This is a genomic window from Sporolactobacillus laevolacticus DSM 442 (assembly GCF_000497245.1).
Classification (GTDB): domain Bacteria; phylum Bacillota; class Bacilli; order Bacillales; family Sporolactobacillaceae; genus Sporolactobacillus; species Sporolactobacillus laevolacticus.
Window position 1 is genome coordinate 1 of record NZ_AWTC01000001.1, and the last position, 16,007, is coordinate 16,007.

The following is a 16,007-nucleotide window of genomic DNA, read 5'->3' on the forward strand; positions in this document are numbered from 1 at the left end:
TAAACTGGTACCTATGTCAAGGACACTATAAAAAAAGAGATTAAGCTACTAGAAGATGATTCCTATATTGAATAGGGGTCATCTTTTTTAAATTCCATTGATAGCGATAGTTATTATAATAAACCATATAATGATTTATTTTCGCTTTTAGTTCTTTTAATGTTTTACAGGATTGATAATCGATTTCATCTTTTAAATGACCAAAAAAAGACTCCTGTGGGGCATTATCCCAACAGTTTCCTCTTCGAGACATCGATTGACCTAGACCATACTTTTTTAATAACTGTTGATATCTTGGGCTTGTGTAATGGCTCCCTTGGTCTGAGTGGATAAAAGCCTCACGATGCAGTGTAACTCTCTTATTGTTGATTAATTTATGAATGGTTTGGGTTGCGACTTCCAAAGTGATTCGATCAGAAACATGATAAGCCAGAATCTCATTAGTTGAAGCGTCTTTTACGGCGGACAAATAAGCCATACAATTCCCGTTATACGGCAAATAAGTAATGTCCGTTAATAATACTTTTCCGGGAACTCCTTGCTTAAATTCTCTGTTTAATTTGTTTGGAACGACCTGATGCTCCTTGGTTGCTTTAGCGATCCTTTTATAAGGATTCGCCCTTCGATGTGGGCAGACAATTTCGTATTTCCTCATGATTCTCTGTATCTTTTTGCGACTAAAGATCAGGTTATAGTCATTCTCCACGATCATTTTTATGGAACGTGATCCCTTCTTATATCCCCGACGATTAAACGCCTTTAATATAATTTCTTTCGCTTCTAAGTCCAATAGTTCTCTTGCTTCTCGGCTAGCGAAGGCCTTTAGATAACTATAGTATCCAGAACGGGACACCTCCAAAAGGTCACAAAAATACTTGGTCATTTGCTTAAATTGATTGTGTTCAATCGTCTCATAAATCAACTTATAGATACTACTTGGATCTAAATTTTCGCTTGCGTTTAGCAGCCTCCTTTCTGTCGCTTCTAATTTTTTTAATAGCTCCACCTGCCCTTCGAGCAGCTTAATTCTTGCCTCTTGCCTTTCAATCACTTCAGACGATGTAAGTTCCCGTCTTAATGGTCTGCCTGAACCTATTTTCCTCGAATCGGTCAGCCCGATTAATCCATTCTTTTCATAGGCTTTCTTCCACCTATAAGCGGATTGTTCCATTCGCTTTATTCCGATAACCTCCAAATCGAAGCCATTCTCTGTAAAGATTTGTCTAGGGAGTTTGCCAGCCAGATACTCATCCATGAATCTACTTTTAAAGGAGTCTGTATATGTAATCGCTCGATCGCTAACACGTTGTACATTTGGATTCTTTTGAAGTGCTTTTATCTCTTTAGTCGAAAATGTTAGTTTACTCATGTTGTCTCCTAATCCCATATCCTTGAAATTCAAGTATATAAAAAAATACCTGTAGGTAAAACACTCTTTTTCAAGTGTCCTAATTACAGGTACCAGTTTANTCCCATATCCTTGAAATTCAAGTATATAAAAAAATACCTGTAGGTAAAACACTCTTTTTCAAGTGTCCTAATTACAGGTACCAGTTTAGAAATAGGTTCTCTCCCAATATGATTGAACTTGAAAATAATTTACCGGTCAGCTGTTCTTCTTACGTCTTCTGGTAATGAAGGCGATCAACCCAGCAAATATGAACAGAGCCAACCCGCTTAGCATCGCGAAGAAGTCGCTGCCGTCTCCGGTGGTCGGCAGTTTGCCGGTTTTTTCTTCGCGTGATTGATCCACGGTTTGGTGAACAACCGGAGCATTTTGTTCAACTTTCGATTCTTCGACCAGCGCCTCATAGGCTCTGGTCAGCTTGGCGTAAGCAGCATCTACTTCTACCTGAGTCGCATTTGGATCGGACAGAACAACTTTGGCCGCCTTTTGCGCCGACTGAAGTGCATTCCAACTGCTTCCTGTGAAGTCGTTGGACGTCAGCCCTTCTTTATCAATGGTGTCGGATTTCGCCTGAAGTCTCGTCTTGTCGACGGTCTGAGCCGTTAATTCGGTCCGTACCTGAGCCTGATTGGTTGGAACCTGATTGACCCGTTGCGTCCTGCCACCGTTACTGTCAAAATTTACGGTGTTCTGGTTGAACGTCCATTTCGCATAGAGCGTTGTATCCTGTATGACGGTATCTTTGTCAAAGGTCCATACCTTTATCAAGTCTTTATCTTTGTACCAACCGGCAAACGTATAGCCGATTCGCGTTGGTGCAGTTGGTCGACTTGCCTGAGCACCGTAGTCCACAGTCTGGTTAACGACTGACGATCCTCCATTACTGTCAAAGTCAACCATATAGTGATTAATCTTCCACTGGGCATACAAGGTCACATTTGACAAACCCATCGTGATCCGATTACCGGCTACATAAGAAGTGCCGCTTCCATCCGCTTTCGTATTCCAACCCGCGAATGCGAAGCCGGTTCGGCTTAGTAACCCCGTATTTTCTGGTATGGTCACGTCGCTATTATAGGGATACGTTTCTTCAGCTGGTGCGCTACCTCCATCGCTGCCGTTTCCGTCATAGGTTACAGAGTAGCTATTGATCGCCCATTTCGCATAGAGTGTTGTATTCTGTATGACGGTATCTTTGTCAAAGGTCCATACCTTCATCAAATCTTTATTTTTGTACCATTCGACAAACGTATAACCCTTTTTTGTCGGAGCGGCAGGGGGGGTGATCATATTTCCATAATCTGTGCCTACATCTGCTGCAGCACTACCCCCGTTACTGTCAAAATGTACCGCGTACCGATTGGCCGTCCATTTCGCATAGAGAATCGTATCCCCTACAACAGTATTCTTATTGAAATCCCAGGTCTCCGTCAAGTCCTTGTCCTTGTACCATCCGTCAAAGGTATAGCCTTCTTTTGTAGGAGCTGAAGGGGCACTGATTGTTGTGCCATAATCGGAGTTTTTATTGGGAACTACACTGCCTCCGTTACTGTTGAAGCTAATGGTATAACTGTTAATCTTCCATTTTGCGTACAGTGTGACATTTGACTCACTAATCGTTAAATGGTCATTAACATGAAAAGTCGTGCCGCTTCCATCTGATTCGGTGTTCCACCCCTCGAATGTATAGCCTGCTCGGCTAAGTCCACCGGGATTTCCTTGTACAGTCACTGTATCACCTGGTGCGGCAAGCATCGACTGAGGTGGAGCAAAGCCTCCATCATTGCCATTCCCGTTATAAGCTACGTGGTATCGTGCAACCGGAACCCACTGGGCGTACATCGTCACGTTGAACGCGCCTAAAGTATATTTGTCGCCGGGCTGATAAGTTGTGCCGCTTCCATCTGCTTTGGTATTCCATCCTGTAAAACTGTAATCAGATCGGGTAAACTGATTAACCGCAATTTCAAATTGTGTTCCCGGTTCTGATAAAGGAGTAGTATACGTTATATTGCCCTCGTTACTGCCATTTCCGTTATACGTTATTAAATACACGTCGATTGTCCACTTGGCGTATAAGGTCACATTCGATGCGCCTATTGTTAAATGAGCACCAGGAGTATATGTCGTTCCACTCCCGTCCGGTTTTGTATTCCAACCGGCAAAAGTAAAACCGTCTTTTCTTAGATCACCTATATTATTCATTACAGTAACAGTGTCGTTCTCTTTATAATCATTCCCATCCGTCGGTACGCTCCCTGCTGTACCGCTGTTGTCATTATAGGTCACTGAATAATGTGAAACAAAAAATGGATAACCACCGTTAACTGCCGAATTAATCCCCCAAGTATTGTCAAAATCCCAACCGGCATCTGTATAGGTTGAGATGGTTTTCATCTCTACTGTTGTCTTCGGTGTCCCCCTGCCAGTATCGGATTGTCCAGTTGTTTCAGAATTATAAAAGCTGTTCAGAATTGTGGATCCGGCATTAATACCTACCAGGCTGCCGACAGAGGATGTACCGTTCACACGACCTGTTGCGTAGGTGTTATTAATGCTACCACCATAACCAAAGCCGACAAGTCCGCCGGCACCATCGCGGCCGTTTACATCCCCCGTCGTATAAGAATTGGTAATATTACCCAAGTTACGTCCCACCAGATCTCCTGTACCGCGATCACCATATACGATACACGAAGAATAGGAGTTAACAATACTTCCCCCATCGTTCGCTCCTGTCAATCCGCCAGTGTGCATATTTCCACTGACACTGCCACCCTCTATTCCGATATTCTCAACCTTTCCACCAAGGCCCACATCACCAAACAGCCCAATAAAATTGCTCGAAGGACGATTGATCTGAAGTCCGATGATCTTGTGCCCCTGCCCATCAAATGTACCTGTGAAAGAGGTTAAATCATTTCCGATCGGTTCCCAGCCGGCACCGCCATGATAACCTGCACCACCTGATGATACATACGATGACAAATCAATATCATTTACCAATTGATAATGGGCAGATAAATCATTACGTACATTATCCAATTGCTGCGGTGTTGCGATTATCCAGGGATCTTCTGCTGTTCCGGTGCCCCCGGCGAAGCTCGAGGCAGCAGCAAGCCCTACTTGGGGATAGGTAAATAATTGAATAATTGGTGATAGCAATACTATAAAAGCGAGAAAAATAAAAGGGTATTTTTTCGAATGCATGTTTGTTGAATCATCTCCTTCCTTATAGAAAATTTCATAAATAGTGTTCATTGTGATATACATCACATCGTTCTTTCGCATAAAATTATATCTAAAAATGTAAAAAAAAAGATCCACCCCCGGGTAGAGACAGGGGTGGATCTTTCGTGAATAAATTCAAAGTCCCAATTCTTTTCCTTTTCGAATTGCTGTCAATCGACTGTGAACGTCGAGTTTACTGTATACATTATTGATATGCGTTTTGACCGTGCCATAACTGATGTTCAGTTTTTCAGCCATTTCTTTGTTCGTCATTCCTCGTACAATCAATTGCAGCACATTACTTTCCTGTTTCGTTAAAAGGTCAGTCAACGGATTGACTAAAACAGAGGGCTGATCCTCCGCAAACTCACCTGTCTTGTTTTTAAAACGAGACAGGAGTAAGCGAATATAATTCAGAGATGGCGCGCCTCCGGTTTGTATGCCCTTCGGCATCCGGACATACAGGGAAAGTAATTCTGCCATCGGCCTGCCTTCATCAACAAAGATGCGTATAAATTCTTCGGGTTCAGTTCGATTTAATACTGTTCTCAATTTTTCAAGAGCGAACTCTGTTTTTCCCGTCTTCTGCAGAAGAAGCGATTGTAAGATCATGACTTCTGTCCAATAGAAAACACGTTTTCCATTATAGGAGACAGTCCTAAGCCTTTCAGAAAGTGTCCGCGCCTCTTCAAAGCAGTTCTTCATAATTAAAATGCGAAGCAAGAAAAGATATTCGAACAGCCGAGCGACTGATAATTCATCATTGATGGACAGCGAATAGCGCTTGATCCATTCATCCGCCGGTTCCATATTCCCCTGCTTTAGAGCAAGATCAGCCAGCTCTGCATCGAAATATATCAGTGCGGACGGAACCCCTAGAACCATACAGTTCCTCTTTGCCTGCAGCAAGATTTGCTCGGCTTCAACCAATAATCCTTGAGCTTTTTTGATGTGGGAATGCAATAGCCACGCGGGTACCAACGCTTCGGAAGCAACCGGATTATTAAAATCTGTTGATTCAAAAACAACATTTAATGTAGATTCAGCTTCGTCAAGGTCATCCCATTCATAAAGAAACTCAGAGAGCCCGACCCTTGCCGGAGATCCCAAATCCAGATCATCAACCGTTGCGATTATATTTTGGTAAAAGGGAGTCAGAAGTGAACGATGCAATTGACCTTCAGGCGGCGCAACATGATCTTTGACCATGGAAGGCGTGCCCGTATTTTTCTGGGCGAAAACGAGTTTCGGTCCCGACGGATTAAATTGTCTGGAACGCTTCATATTCTGAACGACCAGATTCATGTCGTGTAATGCCTCCGCGGAGAAATACGCCTTTACAAAATAAAAGCTGCCCCAAAAATTATTCTTTTCATCCGTCGTCCAACTGCCTGCCAAACGATCAATTTGTTTCTCCGCTTCACTAAGCATTTTTTCGACTAAAATGTACTTTTTATCACCGTACAGTAAGGAGAGTGCGTAGGAAAAGTAGAGTGATGGACACTCCAAAAGCATCGCCCTAGGTATCTTGGACAGCCATGATTTTAATAGTGACCATTCCATGCGCAGCATTTTCGTTGTCATATTTCCCAACAAACGTAAAGCAGGTCCAAAATGTTCTCCGGTTATGTAGTATTCTAATGCTTCTTCCTGAAAATGCTGCTTTTCACACCATTCTCCTGCCTTCAGATACTGGGATGTGATTTTTCCAGGATTCGTTCGATTAAGTCTGCGCTGTAAAAATTCAGAGAACAAATGATGAAAACGATACCAACCATTTTTCTCGTCCAATGGAGTTAGAAAAAGCTGGGCGTGATTCAGATAATCGATCATTTTCTGAGCATCATCACTTCCGGTGAGCTCATTACATAGAGCGGCATTCATCCTTTTTAAAACGGCAATGTTCATGAGAAAACTTTGGACAGCTTCACTTTGCAGATGAAAAACTTCTTCAAGCAAATATTGCTCCAGCAGGTGAAAATCTCCAGAAAAGTGTTTAATATTCGTAAGCATCTGATCTGGATACTGCAATGCCATTCCTGCCAATTTCAGAGCGGTTACCCACCCCTCCGTTCGCTTCACCAAGTCCGTAGCTACATTTTGATCCAAATGCAGCTTCATGCAACGAACGTAAAAATCAGCCCCCTCTTCATTGGTAAAGGACAGCTCTTTTGCGTGTATGCGTTGCATATCCTGATTCGCTTGAAGCCTCGCTGAATGAAAAGGAGGTTCTGTTCGGCTAGCCACAAAAAGATGAACGTGTTCCGGCAAATGTTCAATAAAATAGGAAAAAGACGAGATCACGCTTTCTTCGATCAGAAAGTGAAAATCATCCAAGATTAACACAAGTGTCCGATCGATCTTCTGCAGCTCGTTTAAGATCATATTAAGCGCCTGCTCAAAATCAGTCGGATAGAGCATATTTAAATAAGGACGTGTTCTTTTTTCAAAACCAAAGTTTTGAACATCAATAGACACGATCATATAACGCCAAAAGCGAACAAGATTGTTATCTGCCTGTTCTAAAGAGAGCCAACCCGGACGAAGTTCCAGCCGGAGTGCCCATTCAGCAAGCAACGTCGATTTTCCGTAGCCTGCTGGCGCACTTACAAAAGTCAATTTTTTTTGTATCCCTTGATCTAGAAGTGTAGCTAATCTTGGTCGGAGAAGCGTTTCTGTTTTCATTTTTGGAATGTGGCATTTTGTAACAAGAATTGATGTCATTAATGAAGCATTTATATTCTGACCAGGCAGCGGCATCTGCTTATCCTCCGTTCACTTAGTTATTCTCTTTATAAACTGATTAACGAGACGGATGCAAGCAATTCGCTTTCATATTTAATATTCTCTAAAAACTCATTGCGTCAACAATATGCCACTGCCCTATCTATTGTTTTCATTACTCTGTTGGAACAGGTTTACTTTGTGCAGTTGTTACCGAATGCATAAAATCATTACATTCAGAAAAACCATGCAAGCCCAGTCCTTGACTATCGCTTTTATGCGGCTTTAATTCACCAAACTTGTGCTTCGACGACACTTCAGTTGCTGGCAACAACTGGTGCGACCGCGGGCGATCCGTGAGCCTCCTCATAAAAGCAGTAATCTGCGGGGTCTCACTTGGCTCGCATCAACAATGGCAGTCCCGCAGGAGTCTCGCACTTTCGTGTTTGAACCTAAATCANAGCAGTAATCTGCGGGGTCTCACTTGGCTCGCATCAACAATGGCAGTCCCGCAGGAGTCTCGCACTTTCGTGTTTGAACCTAAATCATTGCGATGGAACGCCGATCATCCTAGTAATTACGCCATGATTTTTAAACTTCCTTATCACGCAAAAAAGAGATGCCAATGGCATCTCTCAAAAAGCTATATCATTTTCAATTATTATAAAGCAATCTCATTTAAGATTGTTTTGAGGAACTGGATCTTTGCCAAGAAAAGCACTGTAAAACCAGATTTCTTTATCAAGTTTGTTTTTTACTGATACGAGCATATCGTTAGTTACTGCATCTCCCTCACCGTCGGAGAGAACAATCCCTTCTGCAAGTTCATCTCGCAACAGGACAAGATCGTTAATAACAATCTGAACCATTTCGTCTTCAGTCAATGGTGTTGTGTAAGGTTTTTCCTTTAAACTTGCATGTTCGAGAAATTCCTGTAATGTAGAATAGGGTTGACCATCGATTTGTAGCAAACGTTCAGCTACTTCATCAAGAATAGCGGTCGTTTGATCATAGAGCTCTTCGAATTTCACATGGAGCGTAAAAAAGTTGTGACCTTTCACATACCAATGCAATTGATGAAGCTTTGTATAGAATAGACCATAGTTAGCCACCTGTTGGTTTAAAAAGGTTTTCGTGTTTTTTCCTTGTGCGATTGCCATAAGAATCTCTCCTCCATTAATTAAAATCATTTCTTTTCTATAATTATTATAATTTGGTATTTGTTGAATGTCTAGCAAAACGTATCTATATGAGAAACTATTTCATACTCAATTTCAGACCACGAATTAATTTTATCCTAATATTAATGATTCAAACCGTGGAGGTTAAAATAATGAGCAACAAAACATTTTCCGCTTTAATTGTTGATAAAAAGGCAAATCAGTTTTCAGTAGAAATAAAAAAGCTGGACATTAAGCAATTGCCGCAAGAAGATGTCTTAATAAAGGTTCTCTATTCAATTATTAATTACAAGGATGCTTTAGCTTGCGTACCAGATGGAAAGATTGTCAAAGCGTACCCTTTCATTCCCGGTATTGATCTGGCTGGCATTGTTGTATCCTCGAAAGATGTACGTTTTAAAGAAGGAGATTCGGTGCTTGCAACCGGATATGAGCTAGGTGTTTCTCATTTCGGCGGGTATAGTGAGTACGCTGCGCTTCCTGGTGATTGGCTCATTCCACTTCCGCAAAAATTGACGCTAAAAGAAGCAATGATTTTCGGTACTGCAGGATTTACGGCAGCGTTGTCCATCCATAAGCTCGAAGAAAACGGCCTTACGCCTAACAATGGGAAAGTTCTGGTAACCGGAGCGACCGGCGGTGTGGGAAGCTTGGCGGTTTCCATGTTTTCAAACCTTGGGTATCACGTCGTTGCAAGCACGGGAAAAACTGAAGAGCATGATTTATTACGAGCACTTGGTGCTTCTGAGATTATCTCCCGAAGTGACGTTTATGATGGAACCATAAAAAGCCTGGACAAACAGCAATTTGCCGCAGCGATTGATCCTGTTGGAGGATCTCAGCTTGCAGCTATTTTGAGCAAAATCAGTTATGGAGGCTCTGTTGCTTTTAGCGGGCTTACCGGCGGCGCCAAAGTCCCCACATCGGTCTTTCCCTTCATATTGCGAGGGATTAATCTACTCGGGGTTGACTCCGTGAATTGTCCGCCAGAAAAGAGATCAATCATTTGGCAACGTATCGCTGCTGAAATGAAGGATGAAAAGAAACTCAATTTAATAAAAAAAGAGATTTTATTTCGTGAACTTCCGAATGTACTACCCCAATTATTAAAGGGAAAATAAGTGGGAAGAATCATTATAAAGATTAATGCATGACAATCGAATGATGGCGGTAAAAAGTCTTGATGTTAAAAGGGTGCATCAAGGCTTTTCTATTCCTCTTTTAAATACTGTTGAGTCAGCTCCAAAAATACTGAAAGAGCTGGTGACACCCACTTATCTTTTGGCCAAACGAGCTGTGAATGAACGGTTATCTGATTCCCAGTCCAAGGAAGTGGTTTAATACTGCCTTCAGAAATTTCTTTCTTAACTGTCATTTCCGGCAATACCGCGACCCCAAGGCCGGCCATCACACATTGTTTTATTGCTTCTACACTCGCGAATTCAAAGATATGTTCTGTTCTTAATCCTCTACTGGAAAAAACAGCGTCAAACTTGCGCCGATAGCTGCAGTCCTTTTCAGTAAGAAGCAGAGATTCTTGATAAAGGTCTTCAGGACTCACCCAATCTTTCATTGATAATAGATGTTCGGGAGAGGCGACAATACAGGATGATTCTTCTCTCAGAGATTCAATCATGAATAGATCAGGCGACGCACACGCATCCATGAGAACAGCAGCATCCAGTTTCCCTTTAATTAGCTGGTCAAGAATGTCTTTATCCGAAACACCTGGTGAAAATTGAAATTGAACCTTTGGGCATTGACGTTTAAATGCAGAAAGTACTGGAGGCAGCCGATAAGTACATAAGCTCTCAATTGCGCCGATCACAAGCGTTCCAGTTGGCTCTTTGTCCACCGCAATTGCTCTTTGTGCTTCAGAAGTTAATGCAAGAATTCTATTTGTATAACGCTGAAGCTTTCTTCCAGCCTCGGTAAGCACCAGTGTCTTTCCTAGCCGATCAAAAAGCGGGACACCAAATTCATCTTCGAGTGCCTTAATATGGGCGGTAACGCTGGATTGAGCAAAATTTAACTGTTCAGCGGTACGTGTAAAATTAAGTTGTTCGGCAGCTCTTTGGAATGTAACTAGTTGTTTAAATTCCAAGATTATCTCTCCTATCAGAGTATTGCTCAAACGATCAATCGGTTTTGCTGATGGTACCAATCGGAATAATCATCTTTACCGATCGTTCTTTCTTTTCTATGATACAGGAAAGAAACAGAGAATCAATACAGGAGGAGAAATACATGAAAAATGTTGTTAAGCCCACTATCCGACTACCTCAAGCGATCGCGCTTTATATCGGTGCTGTTCTCGGTGCGGGGATTTTAATCATACCGGGAATGGCAGCTCAGATTGCTGGTCCGGCTTCACTTGTGGATTGGGCACTATTAATGCTGCTTGCGTTCCCTCTTTCTATGTGTATGGCTTATCTAGCACGAAGTTATCCAAACTCTGGAGGGGTGTCCTATTTTGTGACCAAGGCTTTTGGGGAAAAAATGGGCCACTTGATCGGCTGGTTTTTCCTAATGTCCGTTCCGATCGGAGCTCCTGTGGCGGCAATAACCGGAGCAGGTTATTTAAGCGCTTCTCTTGGTCTGACTGAGAACATGAGAATACTGATTGCCTGCCTCATTCTTTTACTGGCTTTATCTTTGAACTATATCGGGATGAGCGTGGCCGGTAAAGTTCAGGTTGCAGTTGTTTGCGGCATACTTGCCATTCTTATCGCTGCGATCATTGGGGCTGTTCCGAATGTGAAAGCAGCAAATTTTGAACCTTTTATGACTCACGGTGCGCTTGGTATCGGCGCAGCTTCGACGATTCTCTTCTGGTGCTTTATCGGCTGGGAGGCAGTATCCCATTTGTCCGAAGAATTTGTTCATCCTGAAAAAGATGTCACTCAGGCAACGCTTATTTCTGCCGCTTTGATCGGTATCCTTTATTTCTTAAGCGCTGCAGCCGTTATTGGAACAAATAGTTATAAAATGAGTGCCCAGGCAGCACTTGTCGTCGTAGCAGAACATGCTTTTGGTCGCATTGGCGCGATTTTGATCGGTGTTTCTGCCCTGCTGATTTGTCTCGCAACGGTTGTGGCCTATATAGGCGCTGCATCACGGCTAGCCTTATCACTTTCAAATAACGGTCACGCACCACGATGGTTTGGAAAAGTCTCCGACAAATATCAGACACCATCTGGCGGACTTACCTTTTTGTCACTATGTTTTATCATCATCATGAGCCTGTACGGTATGCATGCCGTAAATCTTGGCACCTTAATCCAACTGCCAAACGCAACGTTTCTGCTTACCTATCTCGGAGGATGTGCGGCAGGAGTTAAGCTTTTTAGAAAAGATAAAAAGCCATTCATCACTAGCTTGATTTCACTAGTTACAACATCAATCATGTTTCTGTTCGTTGGCTGGGCAATCATCTATCCAGCTGCCATTGCCCTATTCGTTTTTTTAGGGAAACCAATGAAAGTAGGCAGACAGAGCATCATTTCGAAACGATAATAAAATTTGTCATTAAGAAACACATTGTACTGAGGATTTTCTCTCAACAATGTGTTTTTATATGCTCATTTTGCTCTCTTCTTTGCTCGAATCCCAATTCAAATGAAAATTATTTTTTCTTGATACATACGAATTGTAAAAGAAATGTATTTTGGTTGACAGTATTAACTATTAATTGTTAACATGGTAAACAGTTAATACAGTTATCTATTTATGGAGGTATGTTACATGGAATTAGATTCGGTCAAATCCCTGATAAGTGCTTATGAAGATTTGTCCATCTATACATCTAATAAGGTTCATGAAGCTGTTGAAGGGATTATCAAAGCACATGGCATCACTTATGAGCAGCTTTGTTTACTCCGGATGTTGGAAAAAAAACCGGGAACTAGCCCTGTCCAAATCGCGAGCCTGCTAGATATCAACAAAAGCGGCGTCAGCATTCGTGTCAATCGATTGGTGGATAAAGGCTATATTGAAAAACGGATGATCGATAATCGAAGCTTCGGATTATATAACACGGCCTTAGGAACATCAATCTATCTCGAAGGTGAACGAAAGATTCATGAGCTTGTCGGAGAATGGATTAAAGAAGTCGGCGAGAAAGACAGCAAGGAATTTATCCGAATCTATTTGAAGATCAACGAAACTATTATGCGACAGAAGGCGAAAAAATGAGAAAGATTATTTCATTAAGATGGGTTTTACTTGGTTTATGGATTATTGGGCTAGCCGCGCTCATCTTTACTTCTCCAAATATGAATGAGTTAGTACGTGATAAAGGCGGCTATGCACTTCCAAAGGATTATTCAACCAGTGTAGCCGGGAAAATTGAAAAGAAATTCAGCGGTAAGCAGGATACAACCACATATGTTGCAGTGTTCCACGCTAACCAAGGCTTGACTGAACAAAATATGAATGACATTGAAAAAACACTGCAACAGGTCAAAGATCATAAAAAAAGCCTAAAAATCGAAAGCATTATTGATAGTTTTGATCACAAGGATCTTAAAGACCAATTCGTCTCCAAGAACAAGAAAACACTGATCGCAGCATTCCAGGTAAAAAATATTAGTGTAGCCAGTGTGCATGCATTGCGCACAAAAATGGATGCCGAAATTAAGACATCAGGCGTCAAAACGTATTTAACCGGCCAGCAATTAATTAATGATGATATGAGTACCTCAGCGGAAAGTGGACTTCATAAAACCGAAGGCATTACGGTCGTCTTCATCCTTGTCGTTCTTTTTCTTGTTTTTCGTTCGTTTGTCGCACCTTTCGTACCTCTCTTTACGGTCGGGCTCAGTTATATGGTGGCTCAGGTTGTCGTCGCTTTTCTCGTAAAATACATGAACTTTCCCGTTTCTAATTTTACACAAATCTTCATGGTTGCGATTATGTTCGGCATAGGTACGGATTATTGCATCTTGCTTTTGAGTCGATTCAAAGAAGAACTTGCTAAGGGTAAGGATAAATATCAAGCAGCCCTGACAACCTTTAAAACTGCTGGTACTACTGTTCTGCATAGTGGTATTCCTGTTTTTATCGCTTTTCTGTCACTCGCTTTTGTGCAGTTTAATTTGTATCGCAGCGCAATGGCTGTCGGGGTCGGGGTTATCTTCCTGCTTCTAGCACTGTTTACTCTGCTCCCGCTCTTTATGGTGACCTTAGGCAAGCAATTATTCTGGCCAATGAACGGTACAATCAGAGAGCCAAAAAGTAATCTGTGGGCAGGTGCAGGAAAACTTGCGTTTACACGTCCAATCATTGCCCTTTTGATTGTTGCACTCTTTACTATTCCTCCGATTATCACATATAGCGGTCAGCTTTCGTTTAACTCTCCAGAAGAGCTACCTGATCAGTACGCAGCGAAAGCCGGATTTGATGTGGTTTCTAAAGATTTCGGGGCAGGCAACATTTCTCCGGCAACCATTTACCTGCAAAACGACGATAACATGCGAACGACAGATTATGTCGCACTGATTGAGCGACTTTCCATCGCTATTAAGAAGGATCCAAACGTTGATAAAGTCATGAGTGTTTCTCGACCGCTTGGGAATCGCTTAGATGATATTTACGTCACAAAACAATCGGATACCATTCACAAAGGTTTGTCGGATGCAACAGATGGTTTGGGAACACTACAGAACAGTCTTCAAAACACGAGCAAGAAAATCAATGCATCACAGCTACAGCTTAATTCCGCTCTCACAGGAATAGACAATCTGCAAACGGGTACCAATGACACAAAAAATGGTGTTCAGAAGATGCAGGATGTGCTTACGCAAATTTCCGACGGCATTAAATCCGGTTCTGCCGGAACAGCAGAGATCAGAAAGAATGTTCAAAGTGCAGAAACACAATTGACCCAGCTTCAATCAGGGCAAGAGCAAATCCAAAACGGGTATCAGCAGGTTGCCAAAAATCTGCAGGCCATTTCGGATCAGCTTAGCCAATTCTCAACAGGATCTGGCGCACAGCCGGCAATTGATACAACTGCATTAGAAAAAACGCTTGGCCAGATTCAAACGAGTATGCAAGCTTATCTGGCTGCACATCCCGAAGCGATGCAAGATCCAAATTTCCGTCAACTCGCCGCAGGATTACAGCAATTACCTGCAGACATGAAGAATATGCAAACAGCAATACAATCTGCCATCACAAAACAAACGCAGAGTGCCCAGACACAGATCACTCAATTGAACAAAGGCATTCAGTCATTGGCAGATGCAATGAATCAGCTGAACAGTCAGTCTACAAAGGTTACAAACGGTATGAGCGCCTTTAAATCTGGGCTATCGCAATTAGACACCGGTCTCGGTCAGCTTGAAGATGGGTTAAATAAAGCAAGCAGCGGTCAGGATCAGGTTGTACAAAATACACCGCAAATTACTAACGCACTGGATCAAATTGCTTCAGGACAAAATCAATTAAAAAGTGGCTTCGGTGACGTCCAAAGCCAGATGAAGAGCTTGTCCGGCGGATTGGCTAAAGGGGCAGACGGAGCTAAGAAAATAAAAAATGGTGTCAACTCAGCCAATGATTTTATCGGCAATTGGACCGAAGTGTCTTACGCACAATCGGGTATTTATGTTCCAGATCAAATTTTCAACAATAAATCGTTTAAGTCAGCACTCGATCAGTACATGAGCAAAGATGGAAAAATTACCAGCATCAGCGTCACAATGAAAGATGATCCTTATACAAATGAAGGGATTGCCCATTTCCGAGCTCTGAAGAAAGAACTACCTTCACTATTAAAAGGAACAAAACTAGAAAATGCGCACGTCGGTATCAACGGCATCGCCAGCTTTAACAGTGATTTGAAACAGCTTTCCGGGTCGGATTACCAAAAGGCTGTCACCTTTGTCATCATTGGTGTCTTTATCGCACTCGTGATTGTCTTGCGTTCACTAAGCATGCCAACCTATTTGATGGCTTCCCTGCTCTTAACTTATTTCTCATCAATGGGTTTTGCCGAACTCATTTTCACGAAGCTGCTCCATTATTCAGGTCTGACATGGACGACCCAGTTCTTCGGATTTATTGTTCTTGTTGCATTGGGTATTGATTATTCAATCTTTGTTATGACGCGATTCAATGAATATGCGAGATTAGCAATTAAAGAGCGGCTGCTTTTGACCCTATGGCACATGGGCAGCGTCATTTTCTCCGCTGTGCTTATCCTAAGCGGAACCTTCGCTGCAATGATGCCTTCAGGTATGTTATCGCTTGTAGAGATTTCAGCTGTCGTCATCATCGGCTTGGTCCTTTATGCAGCGGTTATCATCCCATTGTTCGTCCCAGTAATGGTAAAACTATTTGGACGAGGTAACTGGTGGCCATTCATTCCTAAAAAGCCTAATGAACTCAAGCTTGACCAAAACGAATCACTATAAACTGTTGCTTTATAAATACAAAAAAAGTCGGACCTAGGTCCGACTTTT

At 42.2% G+C, this 16,007-nt stretch carries 9 protein-coding genes; 4 read left to right on the top strand and 5 right to left on the bottom strand.

Features of this window, described 5'->3' with window-relative positions; translation table 11 throughout:
• Positions 1 to 40: 40 nt before the first annotated feature.
• The 4 genes from P343_RS19370 to P343_RS19385 form a co-directional block, all read right to left on the bottom strand.
• Entirely contained in the window at positions 41 to 1,369 is a 1,329-nt protein-coding gene (locus P343_RS19370; protein WP_031263471.1) for an IS3 family transposase, read from the bottom strand.
• Positions 1,370 to 1,606: 237 nt separating this feature from the next.
• Positions 1,607 to 4,618, bottom strand: coding sequence for an InlB B-repeat-containing protein (locus P343_RS19375; RefSeq protein ID WP_168371012.1), 3,012 nt, complete (start codon positions 4,616 to 4,618; stop codon positions 1,607 to 1,609).
• Positions 4,619 to 4,774: 156 nt separating this feature from the next.
• Positions 4,775 to 7,399, bottom strand: a complete 2,625-nt coding sequence (locus P343_RS37640) for a winged helix-turn-helix domain-containing protein (protein WP_023508335.1) — start codon at positions 7,397 to 7,399, stop codon at positions 4,775 to 4,777.
• 638 nt (positions 7,400 to 8,037) lie between these two features.
• The gene (locus P343_RS19385) at positions 8,038 to 8,523 is read right to left on the bottom strand and encodes a Dps family protein (RefSeq protein ID WP_023508337.1); all 486 of its coding nucleotides are present in this window, start codon (positions 8,521 to 8,523) and stop codon (positions 8,038 to 8,040) included.
• Between the two features lie 173 nt (positions 8,524 to 8,696).
• Here P343_RS19385 and P343_RS0118330 point away from each other — a divergent pair, with 173 nt between their 5' ends.
• Positions 8,697 to 9,665, top strand: coding sequence for an acrylyl-CoA reductase family protein (locus P343_RS0118330; RefSeq protein ID WP_031263472.1), 969 nt, complete (start codon positions 8,697 to 8,699; stop codon positions 9,663 to 9,665).
• Between the two features lie 89 nt (positions 9,666 to 9,754).
• On the opposite strand, the gene P343_RS19390 is transcribed toward P343_RS0118330, so the two are convergent.
• Positions 9,755 to 10,648, bottom strand: a complete 894-nt coding sequence (locus tag P343_RS19390) for a LysR family transcriptional regulator (RefSeq protein WP_023508338.1) — start codon at positions 10,646 to 10,648, stop codon at positions 9,755 to 9,757.
• A 143-nt stretch (positions 10,649 to 10,791) separates the two neighbouring features.
• Here P343_RS19390 and P343_RS19395 point away from each other — a divergent pair, with 143 nt between their 5' ends.
• The 3 genes from P343_RS19395 to P343_RS19405 all read left to right on the top strand — a co-directional run bounded on the left by P343_RS19395 (position 10,792) and on the right by P343_RS19405 (position 15,959).
• Complete coding sequence (locus P343_RS19395; RefSeq protein ID WP_023508339.1) at positions 10,792 to 12,060, top strand: APC family permease; 1,269 nt, start codon at positions 10,792 to 10,794, stop codon at positions 12,058 to 12,060.
• 228 nt (positions 12,061 to 12,288) lie between these two features.
• A complete protein-coding gene (locus P343_RS19400) occupies positions 12,289 to 12,738 on the top strand; it encodes a MarR family winged helix-turn-helix transcriptional regulator (RefSeq protein WP_023508340.1) in 450 nt (149 codons plus the stop codon).
• Entirely contained in the window at positions 12,735 to 15,959 is a 3,225-nt protein-coding gene (locus P343_RS19405) for an MMPL family transporter (RefSeq protein WP_023508341.1), read from the top strand. Before P343_RS19400 ends, P343_RS19405 begins: the two co-directional genes overlap by 4 nt.
• Positions 15,960 to 16,007: the final 48 nt, after the last annotated feature.

What these genes read in the sequence shown, in the direction of transcription:
- P343_RS19375 (WP_168371012.1), bottom strand. Translation starts at nt 4,618, where the DNA reads ATGCATTCGAAAAAATACCCTTTTATTTTTCTCGCTTTTATAGTATTG.
- P343_RS19385 (WP_023508337.1), bottom strand. Translation starts at nt 8,523, where the DNA reads ATGGCAATCGCACAAGGAAAAAACACGAAAACCTTTTTAAACCAACAG.
- P343_RS19400 (WP_023508340.1), top strand. Translation starts at nt 12,289, where the DNA reads ATGGAATTAGATTCGGTCAAATCCCTGATAAGTGCTTATGAAGATTTG.
- P343_RS0118330 (WP_031263472.1), top strand. Translation starts at nt 8,697, where the DNA reads ATGAGCAACAAAACATTTTCCGCTTTAATTGTTGATAAAAAGGCAAAT.
- P343_RS19370 (WP_031263471.1), bottom strand. Translation starts at nt 1,369, where the DNA reads ATGAGTAAACTAACATTTTCGACTAAAGAGATAAAAGCACTTCAAAAG.
- P343_RS19405 (WP_023508341.1), top strand. Translation starts at nt 12,735, where the DNA reads ATGAGAAAGATTATTTCATTAAGATGGGTTTTACTTGGTTTATGGATT.
- P343_RS37640 (WP_023508335.1), bottom strand. Translation starts at nt 7,399, where the DNA reads ATGCCGCTGCCTGGTCAGAATATAAATGCTTCATTAATGACATCAATT.
- P343_RS19395 (WP_023508339.1), top strand. Translation starts at nt 10,792, where the DNA reads ATGAAAAATGTTGTTAAGCCCACTATCCGACTACCTCAAGCGATCGCG.